Origin of the sequence: Sphingopyxis sp. GC21, assembly GCF_025727575.1 — a bacterium.
In the GTDB taxonomy this organism is placed as follows: domain Bacteria; phylum Pseudomonadota; class Alphaproteobacteria; order Sphingomonadales; family Sphingomonadaceae; genus Sphingopyxis; species Sphingopyxis terrae_A.
Genome location: NZ_CP095845.1, coordinates 380,853 through 393,273, shown reverse-complemented (window position 1 = coordinate 393,273; position 12,421 = coordinate 380,853). Strand labels below are relative to the sequence as shown.

At 65.3% G+C, this 12,421-nt stretch carries 10 protein-coding genes; 4 read left to right on the top strand and 6 right to left on the bottom strand.

Annotated elements, in window-relative coordinates; translation table 11 throughout:
* Window positions 1-2: 2 nt before the first annotated feature.
* A complete protein-coding gene (radA, locus tag MU856_RS01880) occupies window positions 3-1,364 on the bottom strand; it encodes a DNA repair protein RadA (protein ID WP_234180575.1) in 1,362 nt (453 codons plus the stop codon).
* Between the two features lie 204 nt (window positions 1,365-1,568).
* Between radA and fsa the strand changes: the two genes are divergently transcribed.
* The 3 genes from fsa (at window position 1,569) to MU856_RS01865 (ending at window position 4,705) form a co-directional block, all read left to right on the top strand.
* A complete protein-coding gene (fsa, locus tag MU856_RS01875) occupies window positions 1,569-2,219 on the top strand; it encodes a fructose-6-phosphate aldolase (protein ID WP_234180573.1) in 651 nt (216 codons plus the stop codon).
* Window positions 2,220-2,406: 187 nt separating this feature from the next.
* The gene (locus MU856_RS01870; protein WP_234180571.1) at window positions 2,407-3,201 is read left to right on the top strand and encodes an enoyl-CoA hydratase-related protein; all 795 of its coding nucleotides are present in this window, start codon (window positions 2,407-2,409) and stop codon (window positions 3,199-3,201) included.
* 1 nt (window position 3,202) lies between these two features.
* Window positions 3,203-4,705 carry an acetyl-CoA acetyltransferase gene (locus MU856_RS01865; RefSeq protein WP_234180569.1) on the top strand — a complete coding sequence of 501 codons (1,503 nt, stop codon included), beginning with the start codon at window positions 3,203-3,205 and terminating at the stop codon, window positions 4,703-4,705.
* Window positions 4,706-4,816: 111 nt separating this feature from the next.
* Here MU856_RS01865 and MU856_RS01860 read toward each other — a convergent pair whose 3' ends face one another.
* Entirely contained in the window at window positions 4,817-6,301 is a 1,485-nt protein-coding gene (locus MU856_RS01860; protein WP_263588271.1) for an aldehyde dehydrogenase family protein, read from the bottom strand.
* A gap of 179 nt (window positions 6,302-6,480) precedes the next feature.
* On the opposite strand from MU856_RS01860, the gene acs reads away from it, so the two are divergent.
* Entirely contained in the window at window positions 6,481-8,445 is a 1,965-nt protein-coding gene (acs, locus tag MU856_RS01855) for an acetate--CoA ligase (protein ID WP_234180565.1), read from the top strand.
* A 31-nt stretch (window positions 8,446-8,476) separates the two neighbouring features.
* Here the strand turns inward: acs and MU856_RS01850 are convergent, their stop codons facing one another.
* The 4 genes from MU856_RS01850 to MU856_RS01835 are packed head-to-tail and all read right to left on the bottom strand — an operon-like array spanning window position 8,477 to window position 12,391.
* A complete protein-coding gene (locus tag MU856_RS01850; RefSeq protein ID WP_003052754.1) occupies window positions 8,477-9,208 on the bottom strand; it encodes a proteasome-type protease in 732 nt (243 codons plus the stop codon).
* A gap of 32 nt (window positions 9,209-9,240) precedes the next feature.
* Window positions 9,241-10,044, bottom strand: a complete 804-nt coding sequence (locus tag MU856_RS01845; RefSeq protein WP_234180630.1) for a transglutaminase family protein — start codon at window positions 10,042-10,044, stop codon at window positions 9,241-9,243.
* 2 nt (window positions 10,045-10,046) lie between these two features.
* Entirely contained in the window at window positions 10,047-10,988 is a 942-nt protein-coding gene (locus MU856_RS01840; protein WP_263588270.1) for an alpha-E domain-containing protein, read from the bottom strand.
* Between the two features lie 5 nt (window positions 10,989-10,993).
* On the bottom strand, window positions 10,994-12,391 hold the full coding sequence (locus tag MU856_RS01835; protein ID WP_234180563.1) for a circularly permuted type 2 ATP-grasp protein: 1,398 nt from the start codon (window positions 12,389-12,391) through the stop codon (window positions 10,994-10,996).
* Window positions 12,392-12,421: the final 30 nt, after the last annotated feature.

The window sequence follows — 12,421 nt, the reverse complement described above, 5'->3', positions numbered from 1 at the left end:
CGCTAGTCGCGCCCGAGCATCAGGTCAACGAGTTCGCCGAGCCGCGTGAAGCCGGTAACGCCGATACCGTTCACCGCTTTCATCCCCTTCGGCCCCCAGCCCGTTGAAAAACCGAGTTTCGCGGCTTCGCGCAGGCGCAGCGCGTCATGCGCGACAGGGCGAATTTCGCCCGACAGCGACAATTCGCCGAAGACGATTGCATCGGCGGGAACCGGCCGCTCGCTGAACGCCGAAATCAGCGCTGCAGCGACCGCCAGATCGGCGGCGGGATCGGTCAGACGATAGCCGCCCGCGATGTTGAGATAGACCTCGGCGCCGCCCATCTGAAGCCCGCAGCGCGCCTCGAGCACCGCCAGCACCATAGCCAGGCGCCCGCTGTCCCAGCCGACGACGGCGCGCCGCGGCGTCGCGCCGCTCGCCAGCCGCACGGTCAGCGCCTGCACCTCCACCAGCACCGGGCGCGTCCCCTCCAGCGCGGGGAAGACGACCGATCCCGGCACGTCGCGGCTGCGGTCGGTCAGGAACAGGCTCGACGGGTTGCTGACCTCGCCCAGCCCCTCCTCGCCCATCGCGAAGACGCCGATTTCGTCGGTGCCGCCAAAGCGGTTCTTCACCGCGCGCAGGATGCGATATTGGTGGCTGCGCTCGCCCTCGAACGCCAGCACCGTATCGACCATATGTTCCAGCACGCGCGGACCTGCGATCGTGCCATCCTTGGTGACATGCCCGACGAGGACGATCGCCGCGCCGCCGTCCTTGGCATAGCGGATCAGTTCCTGCGCGCTCGCGCGGACCTGACTCACCGTTCCCGGCGCGCTGTCGATGAGGTCGCTGTGCATCGTCTGGATCGAATCGATGACGACGAAATCGGCGTCGCGGCTGTCGAGCGTCGCCAATATGTCGCGCACCGACGTCGCGCTCGCCAGCGCGACCGGCGCATCGCCGAGCCCCAGCCGCTGCGCGCGCAGCCGCACCTGACCCGCCGCTTCCTCGCCGCTGATATAGACGACCGACTTGCCCGCCTTCGCGAGCCGCCCGGCCGCTTGCAACAACAAGGTCGACTTGCCGATCCCCGGATCGCCGCCGATCAGCGTCGCCGATCCGGCGACGAAGCCGCCGCCGAGCGCCCGGTCGAATTCGGCGATGCCGCACAGCATCCGCTCCGGCATCGGGCTATGCTCGCCCAGCGTCTCGAGCGCCAGCGAACGGCCGCCTTTCGACAGGTCGTGCTTGGCTGAAAAGACGGTTTCGCTCGCCTCTTCGACCAGGGTATTCCACTCGCCGCAATCGGCGCATTGCCCCTGCCACCGGTACGAGACCGACCCGCAATTCTGGCAGACATATTGACGCTTAGCTTTGGCCATGCGGCTCGCATAATCGGAACAAAGATGGAACGCCAGCGCTTTCCTCTCGGTCATTGCGAGGAGCGTAGCGACGCGGCAATCTCCCGCTCTCGACTTTGCGCAAGGCGATGGCTGGAGATTGCTTCGCTTCGCTCGCAATGACGATCAAACCCCTTTACGGCAGCTTCAAACCCGAATCACCTTCGCACAGGAAAGCTCCGCGCCATGAAATTCTTCGCCGACACTGCCGAAATCGCCGACATCAAGGAACTGGCCGCAACGGGATTGCTCGATGGCGTCACCACCAACCCGTCGCTGATCGCCAAGTCGGGCCGAGACTTCAAGGAAGTGACGAAGGAAATCTGCGCACTCGTCGATGGCCCGGTCTCGGCGGAAGTCGTCGCGCTCGACCATGAAACGATGATGAAGGAGGCCGAGATCCTCCGCAAGATCGCCGACAATGTCTGCATCAAGGTGCCGCTGACGATCGACGGGCTCAAGACCTGCAAGGCGCTGACCGGCGACGGCACGATGGTCAATGTCACGCTCTGCTTCTCGGCGACGCAGGCGCTGCTCGCGGCAAAGGCGGGCGCGACCTTCGTTTCGCCCTTCGTCGGTCGCCACGACGACAATGGTTTCGACGGCATGCAGTTGATCGCCGACATCCGGCTGATCTACGACAATTATGCGTTCGAGACCGAAATCCTGGTCGCGAGCGTGCGCCACGGCATCCATGTCCTCGAAGCCGCCAAGATCGGCGCCGATGTGATGACCGCGCCGCCGTCGGTCATCAGGGGATTGTTCAAGCATGTCCTGACCGAAAAGGGCATCGAAGGCTTCCTGGCCGACTGGGCCAAGACCGGGCAGTCGATCTGACCCCTACAAAACCCAAAACAGTCGTGTGTCCCCGCGAAGGCGGGGATCCATCTCCCGCCGGCTCAAAATGGCACCTTCCGGAGATGGGCTCCCGCCTTCGCGGGAGCACACCGTTATTTGGCTCAGCTTTCCAGTTGACGTAAACGTCAACCTCCCGCGATACTCGTCCGAAAGGGAGAGATTCGCGATGACCGACACCACCATTCTTACCGAACGCCGCGGCCATGTGCTGATCGTCACGATCAACCGCCCCGAGGTGCGCAACGCGGTCAACGCCGCGGTCCACGTCGGCATCGGCACCGCGCTCGAAACCGCCGAGAACGACCCCGAAATCCGCGCCGTCGTCATCACCGGCGCGGGCGACAAGAGCTTTTGCGCCGGCGCCGACCTCGTCGCCCTGTCGCGCGGCGAGAGCCTCGCGCCGTCGGACCCCGATCAGCTTGCATGGGGCTTCGCGGGCATGGTGTCGCACCCGATCTCGAAGCCGATCATTGCCGCGGTCAACGGCTTCGCTTTCGGCGGCGGCTGCGAGATCGCGCTGATGAGCGACATCATCGTCGCTGCCGAGCACGCCCAATTCGGCCTGCCCGAAGTCAAGGTCGGGCTGTTCGCCGCTGCGGGCGGTGCCTTCCGCCTTGCGCAGCAGATGCCGCGCAAGCTGGCGATGGAGCATATGCTGACCGGCGACCCGATCCCCGCCGCGCGCGCGGCGCAATTCGGCCTCGTCAACCATGTCGTCCCGCTCGCCGAGCTGATGCCGACCGCGCTTGCGCTCGCCGACAAGATTGCCGCCAACGCGCCGCTATCGGTGCAGGCATCGAAGCGCGTCGCACTTGGCATCCAGGACGGCCGCATCGCCGCCGACGCGCCCTATTGGGAGCACAACACCCTGGAACGCAGCGCCTTGATGCGCAGCGAAGACGCGCGCGAAGGCCCGCGCGCCTTTGCCGAAAAGCGCAAGCCCGAATGGAAAGCGCGCTGACATGACCATGACCGATCCCGAGCGCATTCCCGTCATCATCGGCGTCGGCCAGGTCAACGACCGCCCCGCCGACCCCGACGAAGGGCTCGACTCGCTCGGGCTTATGGTCGCGGCGCTGCGGGTCGCCGCCGAAGACGCCGGCGTGCCGCTCGCAGAGATCGACAGCCTCGCGATCGTCGACCAGATCAGCTTTCACAGCCTTGGCAAGCTGCCCGAACCGCTGGCCGCCGCCATCGGCGCCAGCCCGGCGATCAATTACCAGTCGGCGGCGCCGCACGGCGACACGCCGGTACGCCTGCTCAACGAAGCGGCGAACCGCATCGGCGCAGGCGAGGTGAAGCTCGCGGCCATCGTCGGCGCCGAAGCGCTGCGCACCGCCGCGGGCCGCGCCGCCAAGGCCGCGAGCGGCGAGGACAAGAGCTATAACGCGATCCGCAAGGTCGCGACGCGGCGCGAGCCTGATTATGCGCAGAAGCACGGCCTCGCCGCGCCGGTCGACGTCTATCCGCTCTATGAAAATGCGACGCGCGCCGCCTGGGGCCAGAGCCTCGCCGAAGCACAGGATGAAAGCGCCGAAATCTGGTCGCGCTTTTCGGAGGTTGCGGCGGAAAACGAAGGCGCCTGGATCCGCAAGCCCGCAACGCCTGCCGACATCCTGCGCGTCGACGAGCGCAACCGGCCGATCGCCTTTCCTTACTCCAAGCTGATGGTCGCCAATTCGTCGGTCAATCAGGGTGCGGGCTTCCTCGTCGCCAGCCTGGCCGAAGCGCGGCGGCGCGGCATACCCGAAGATCGGCTGATTTACGTGGGTATGGGCGCCGCGGCGAAGGAGCCGCCGAGCATCCTCCGCCGCGATCGCTATAACGGCAGCGTCAGCATGGAAACCTCGATCAACCGCACGCTCGCGCTCAATGGCATGACCGCGCAGGATTTCGATTTCGTCGAGCTCTACAGCTGCTTCCCCTGCGTGCCGAAGATGGCACGCCGCACGCTCGACTGGCCGGTCGACTGCCCCGCGACGGTGTTCGGCGGGCTGACCTTCGGCGGCGGCCCGATCGCCAATTATATGAGCCACGCAATCGTCTCGATGGTTGAAAAACTCCGCCGCGAAGGCCGCTACGGCTTCCTCTTCGCCAATGGCGGCTTCGCCACCGACAATCATTGCATCGTGCTGGGCAAGGAGCCGATCGCCGCCGCCAGCTTCCCGCAGGATTTCGACTATCAGGCCGAAGCCGAGGCCAAGCGCGGACCGGTGCCCGATCTGGTCGAAGATTATGCGGGGCCGGCGACGATCGAGAGCTACACGATCTTTTATGGCCGTGACGGTGCGCCAAGGGCGGGCGTGGTGGTGGCACGGACTCCGGCAGGAGAGCGCACGCTCGCACATGTCGATGTGGAGGATGCGGCGATGTTGGCATTTCTGACCGACGGCAAGGCCGAACCGGTCGGTGCAGCGGGCCAGATAGTGGCGCTCGACGAAGGCTTCGGATGGCGGGCAGGCTGACGAAACTTGTCGTTGCGAGGACCCGAAGGCGACGCGGCAATCCCCAGCTATCGACCTTGCGCTAGCCGACAGCTGGAGATTGCTTCGCTTCGCTCGCAATGGCGAGGATTGCTAACCCAGATCGAAACTGACCCCCTGCGCCAGCGGCAGCGCGTCGGAATAGTTTACCGTGTTCGTCGCGCGGCGCATATATTGGCGCCACGCATCCGACCCGCTCTCGCGTCCGCCGCCGGTTTCCTTCTCGCCGCCGAACGCTCCGCCGATCTCGGCGCCCGATGTGCCGAGATTGACGTTGGCGATGCCGCAATCGCTCGCGGCCAGGAAGCGCTCGGCTTCGCGCAGGTCGGTGGTGAAGATCGCCGATGACAGTCCCGCCGCCACATCATTGTGCAGACGGATCGCGGTGTCGAGATCGTCGTAGCGCATGACGTAGAGGATCGGCGCGAACGTCTCCTCCAGCACCGGGCCGACCTGCCCGGGCATTTCAACGAGTGCGGGGCGAACATAATAGCTCGCGCCTTCGCCGACCCGCTCGCCGCTATGCACGACGCCGCCCGCGGCCTTTGCCGCCGCCAGCGCTGCCTGCATCGCCTCATAGGCAGCGCGGTCGATGAGCGGGCCAACCAGCACCGTACTCTCCAGCGGATTGCCGACGCCGACGCTGGCATAGACCGCCTTCAACCTGGCGACGAAGCCGTCATGGATGCTGTCCTGGACGAACAGCCGCCGCGTCGTCGTGCAGCGCTGCCCTGCGGTGCCCATCGCGCCGAACGCGACCCCGCGCAGCGCGAGATCGAGGTCGGCCGAGGGGGCGACGATCACGCCGTTATTGCCGCCGAGTTCGAGGATCGCGCGCGCGAACCGCTGCGCGAGGCGCGGCGCCACCGCGCGGCCCATGCGCGTCGATCCCGTCGCCGAGACGAGCGCGACGCGGGCATCGTCGACAAGCGCCTCGCCCGTCTCGCGCCCGCCGATCAGAACCTGCGACAATCCTGCGGGCGCATCGCCGAACCGCCGCAAGGCGCGCTCGAAAATCGCCTGCGTCGCCAAGGCGGTAAGCGGCGTCTTTTCGGAAGGCTTCCAAACCACACTGTTGCCGCAGACGAGCGCTAGCGCGGCATTCCATGCCCAGACGGCGACCGGAAAATTGAAGGCGGAGATGACGCCCACGACGCCCAGCGGGTGCCATATCTCCATCATCCTGTGCCCGGGTCGCTCGGTCGCGATGGTGAGGCCGTGAAGCTGGCGCGACAGGCCGACAGCAAAGTCGCAGATGTCTATCATCTCCTGCACCTCGCCCGCGCCTTCGGACCGAATCTTGCCGGCTTCGATCGTCACAAGCGTCGCAAGATCATCCTTGGCGGCGCGCAGTTCTTCGCCGAACAACCGCACCAGTTCGCCGCGGCGTGGGGCGGGCACGTCGCGCCACGCGCGGAACGCCGCACCGGCGGCAGCGAGCGCGGCATCGGTGTCGGCGGCATCGGCGATCCGCACCGCCGCGATCTGCTCACCGGTCAGCGGCGAATGGGACGGCATCGAACCCTGGGTGTACAGCGCGTGCTCCACGCCGAGCGTATCGAGCAGGCCTGCTGTCATTTTCTCGATCCCGGCCATCCTTCGTCCTTTCGTCCACGCCATCGGGCAGCCGCATAATACTCCTCCCCCGTTCGTGTCGAGCGAAGTCGAGACACTACGACGGCGCGCAATGACGATAGGGCATCTCGACTTCGCTCGATGCGAACGGCTAAGGGGATAGCAAATAGAGGAGAGATGCAGTGTCCGAACTACCCCCCTCCGAACCCTTCGTCCCCGTGCCCGCCGATGCCGCCGCGAACACGCATTGCAGCGCGGCCGATTATGACCGGCTCTACGCCGCCAGCATCGACGATCCCGACGGTTTCTGGGCCGATCAGGCGCAGCGCATCGACTGGATGACGCCGCCAACGAAGATCGCGGGCTGGTCCTACGATCCCGTCAGCATCAAATGGTATGAGGACGGCGTTCTCAACCTCTGCCACAATGCGCTGGACCGCCATGTCGCCGCGGGCCATGGGATGCGCACCGCGATCATCTTCGAACCCGACGCCCCCGATGGCGAGGTGCGGCACATCAGCTATGCCGCGCTGCTCGCCGACACGATCCGCATGGCCAACACGCTCAAGAAGATGGGTGTCCGCAAGGGCGACCGCGTCACCATCTATATGCCGATGATCCCCGAAGGCGCGATGGCGATGCTCGCCTGCGCGCGCATCGGCGCGATCCACAGCGTCATCTTCGGCGGCTTTTCGCCCGAGGCGATCCACGGGCGGATCGAGGATTGCGGCAGCGACTGGGTGATCTGTGCCGACGAAGGACTGCGCGGCGGCAAGACGATCCCGCTTAAGGCCAATGTCGACAAGGCACTCGATCGCGTCGAGGTAAAGGGCGTGCTCGTCATCGCGCACACCGGCGGCGACGTCGCGATGCGCGAAGGCCGCGACCATTGTTACGACGCGCTGTCGGCCGATGTCGACGCGGACTGCCCGTGCGAGCCGATGGGCGCCGAAGACCCGCTGTTCATCCTCTACACCTCAGGATCGACGGGTAAGCCCAAGGGCGTGCTGCACACCGTCGGCGGCTACAGCGTGTGGACCGCGTCTACCTTCTGGTACGGGTTCGATTATCGGCCGGGCGAAATCTTCTGGTGCACCGCCGACATCGGCTGGGTCACGGGGCACAGCTATGTCGTCTACGGCCCGCTTCAGAATGGCGCGACGACGCTGATGTTCGAAGGCGTCCCCAACTACCCCGATCACGATCGCTTCTGGCAGGTCGTCGACAAGCACCGGGTCAACATTCTCTACACCGCGCCGACCGCGATCCGTGCGCTGATGCGCGAAGGCGACGATTATGTGACGCGCCACGACCTGTCGACGCTCCGGCTGCTCGGGAGCGTCGGCGAACCGATCAATCCCGAGGCATGGCGTTGGTATCACCAGCTCGTCGGCAAGGGCCGCATCCCCGTCGTCGATACCTGGTGGCAGACCGAGACCGGCGGCATCATGATCACGACGCTTCCCGGCGCGCATCCGATGCAGCCGGGCAGCGCGGGGCGCCCCTTCTTCGGCGTTCGGCCGCAGCTCGTCGATGCGGATGGCGCGGTGCTTGCCGACGAACAGGTCGGCGGCGCGACCGAGGGCAATCTGTGCATCACGCACAGCTGGCCGGGGCAGGCGCGGACGGTCTATGGCGACCATGACCGCTTCATTCAGACCTATTTTTCGACCTACAAGGGCAAATATTTCACCGGCGACGGCTGCCGCCGCGATGCCGAGGGCTATTGGCGGATCACCGGGCGGGTCGACGATGTCATCAACGTCTCGGGCCACCGCATGGGCACTGCCGAGGTCGAAAGCGCGCTCGTGCTGCACGATCTGGTCGCCGAAGCCGCGGTCGTCGGCTTTCCGCACGACATCAAGGGCCAAGGCATCTACGCCTATGTCACGCTGAATGCGGGGGTCGAGCCGACCGAAGAGATTGCCGCCGCGCTACGGCAGCAGGTGCGCACGGAAATCGGCCCGATCGCGACGCCCGACCATATCCACCTGACCCCCGCCCTTCCCAAGACCCGGTCGGGCAAGATCATGCGGCGGATTCTGCGCAAGATCGCGGAAAATGACTTCGGCTCGCTCGGCGACACGTCGACGCTGGCGGACCCGAGCTTGGTCGACGGGCTGATCGAAGGCCGGAAGAACCGGTAACCCTAACCCCTCCCGCAAGCGGGAGGGGGATTTAGAAATGAAAGTCCGGCAGTTCGGCCAGGGCAATGCCCAGTGCCTCGGCCCAGCCGTGCGACACATTGTGGAAATAGGGATCGTCGCGTTCGAAGCGGCGTTCGTGGACGCCGTGGAAATCGTCGCGTTCGTGGACCTTCAGGTCGATCGGCAGGTCGACCCCGGCGTTGGCGCGGATCGTCGAATCGAACGAGACGCACAGCAGCTTGACCGCATCCTCGAACGACATGGCGGGATCGTAGGACCGCACGATGATCGGGCGGCCATATTTGGTTTCGCCGATCTGGAAGAAGGGATTATCCTCCCCCGCTTCGATGAAATTGCCCTCGGGATAGATCAGGAACAGGCGCGGTTCGGCGCCGGCAATCTGCCCGCCGACGATCAACGAGGCGCGAAAGATCGATTCGGCGGCCGGCCCTTCGGCGCCGTAGCGCAGCACGATCTGGCGCAGCGTTTCCCCGACGATCGTCGCGACCTGGAACATCGACGGCGCCTGCAGGATCGACGGCTGACGTTCTTCAGGCGCCTTGGTGCGTTCGTCGAGCAGGCTGACGACCGCTTGCGTGGTCGCCAGATTGCCCGCCGACATCAGCGTGATCACGCGCTCGCCCGGCACGTGCCAGCTGCGCATCTTGCGCACCTGCGATATGTCATCGACGCCGGCGTTGGTGCGGGTGTCCGACATGAACACCAGCCCCTTGTTCAAACGCATGCCCACGCAATAGGTCATCGAATCCCCGTCCCGCCCCTGTGCTGTCCCGATTATTGCTGCACCTGCAATTGGACAACCAGATTTTCCTGCGCCGCACCATAGCGCATGCCTCGAACCGGGGCGGCGTCGCGATAATCGAGCCCCGTCGCGACGCGGATATAGCGCTGGTCGGGCGAATGGCCATTGCTGACGTCGAAACCGATCCAGCCGATATGGTCGAAATAGGCCTCGGCCCAGGCGTGGGTGGCGTCCTGATGGGTGCGGTCGTCCATGCTGAGATAGCCCGAAACATAACGCGCGGGGTGGCCCAGATGGCGCATCGCGGCGATGAAGATATGGGCGTGATCCTGGCACACCCCGCCCTCGCCCCCCAGCGCCTGTTCGGCGGTTGTCTCGGCATCGGTGACGCCGATGCGATAGGCCAGGCGGTCGAGGATAGCCGCCGACAGCGCATGCGCGCGTTCGATATCGTTCGCGAAGTCGCGGCCCAATCCGGCGGTCAGCGCGCGCACGCCCCGTCCCGCACGCGTAAGCGGCGTCGGGCGGAGGAAGATCCACAGCGGCATCGCCCCGCGATGCGCCCCGATCACCCCGTCGGTGGTGAGCAGTTCGACCGCGCCGTGGCACCGGATGACAAGTTCGGCATCGCCGCCGTGCACCGCGATCAGATCGACGCCATTGCCGTGATGATCGACATAATGGAGCTGCTTTTCCCCGCCCTCGACCTCGATCGTCCAGTCGTGGATCCGCTGCTGGCCCGGCCGGTCCTTGGGGGTCAGGCGCAGTTGTTGCAGCGCATAGCCGACGGGAGCGTCATAGCGATAATGGGTGGTATGATCGACACGCAGGAACATCGTCACTCCACGAAACGGTAATCGCGCTCGATCTGCATCGCGAGCGCCGAATTGGCGGACAGGAAATCGGTCAGATATTCGTGCAGGCCACCATCGAAGATCGCCTGGATCGGCCCCGCGAGCTTTTGCCGGCACAGGGCATCGGCCATCCGCCCTGCCTCGGTCTCTTCGCCATAGCCGCGCTGCAGCCAGGCAAGATTGTCCTGCATCTTGGCGCAGCAAAAGGCGAGGCTGCGCGGCATCTGGCCATAAAGGATCAGGAATTCGGCGATCTTGAGCGCGCTGATCTCGGCTCCGTAGAGCCAGCGATAGGCGCGGTGCGCCGACACCGACCGCAGGATCGTCTCCCACTGCACATTGTCGATCGAGGTGCCGATATGCGCGACCGAGGGCAGCAGCAGATAATATTTGACGTCGAGGATGCGCGCCGTGTTGTCGGCGCGTTCGAGGAAGGTTCCCAGCCGCGCGAAATTATAACCATCGTTGCGCAGCATCGTGCCGGTCAGCGCACCGCGCACCTGCGCACTCTGCTGACCGATCGCGGCGAGCACGTCGGGCAGATCGTCCTCGCGCACCGGCCGCTTGAGCAGGTCGGTCAACGTCATCCAGCTCGTATTCACCGCCTCCCACACCTCGCGCGTCAGCGCGGTACGCGCGGTGCGCGCATTGTCGCGCGCGTGCTTGACGATCGACAGGATGCTCGACGGGTTGGCCGGGTCGCGCAGCAGGAAATCGACCACGCGCGCCGAGCTGTAATCATCGTGCGTCGCCAGGAACGCCTGATCGACCCCCGCGGTTTCCAATATCGAGCGCCATTCGGCGGGCGCCGTCTGCGACCGGGTGAGCGCGATGCGAAAGCCCGCGTCGATCAGTCGCGCATTATTCTCGCTTCGTTCAAGATAGCGCGCCATCCAGAAGAGGCTGCCTGCGGTTTTGCCTAGCATCGCCGTCAGTCCTCCAACACCCAGGTGTCCTTGGTGCCGCCGCCCTGGCTGCTGTTCACGACCAGCGATCCCCTCGTCATCGCGACGCGCGTCAGGCCGCCGGGGGTGATGGTGATGCCCTGCGGCGACATCAGGACAAAGGGGCGCAGATCGACATGCCGCGGCGCAAGGCCCTTTTTGGTGAAGATCGGCACCGTCGAAAGCGACAGGGTCGGCTGGGCGATATAATTGCCGGGGTTTGCCTCCAGCTTGGCGCGGAACGCTGCGATTTCCTTCCGGCTTGCGGTCGGCCCGACGAGCATTCCATAGCCGCCCGACCCGTGCACTTCCTTCACCACCAGTTCGGGAAGCCGGTCGAGCACCTCGCGCAGATGTTCGGGCTCGCTGCATCGCCACGTCGGCACGTTGGGCAACAGCGCCTTTTCGCCGGTGTAGAATTCGATGATGTCGGGCATGTAACTATAGAGCGCCTTGTCATCGGCGATCCCGGTCCCCGGCGCATTGGCAATCGTGATGCCGCCCGCGCGATAGACGTCCCATATCCCCGGCACTCCCAGCATCGAATCGGGACGGAAATTCAGCGGGTCGAGAAAGTCATCGTCGACGCGGCGGTAAAGAACGTGGATCGCGCGATAGCCCTGCGTCGTGCGCATCGCGACCCGGCCATCGACGACGCGCAGGTCATGCCCTTCGACCAGTTCGGCGCCCATCTGATCGGCTAGGAAGCTGTGCTCGAAATAGGCGCTGTTGTGGATGCCCGGCGTCAGCACCGCGACAGTCGGCGTACCGCCGCACATCGGCGGCGCACAGGCCGACAGCGATTTCAGGAGGTTGATCGGATAGTCGCCGACCTCGCGCACCGGCACTTTCGCGAACAGCTCGGGAAACATCTGGAGCATCGTTTCGCGATTCTCGAGCATATAGGACACCCCCGACGGGGTGCGGGCATTATCCTCCAGCACATAGAATTCGTCGGCACCGGTGCGGACGATATCGATGCCGCTGATATGGGTATAGACGCCGCCGGGCGGATCCATGCCCATCATCATCGGCAGGAAGGCATCGTTGCGCGCGATCAACGCGGTCGGCACCCGGCCGGCACGCAAAATCTCCTGCCGGTGATAAATATCGTAGAGAAAGGCGTTGAGCGCGCGCACCCGCTGTTCGATCCCGCGCGACAGGCGCCGCCATTCGCCCGCAGCGATGATCCGCGGCACGACGTCGAACGGGATCAGCCGCTCGTCGGCGTCGGCCTCGCCATAGACGTTGAAGGTAATGCCAGTGGTGCGAAAAAAGGCTTCGGCCTGCTGCGTCTTGCGCTGGATGCGCTGGGCATCCTCGGCATCGAACCATTCGCAATATTCGCGATAGGGCGGCCTGGTCCCGCCATCCCCGGTTATCATCTCGTCGAAGAAGGAAATGCTCCGACCCTT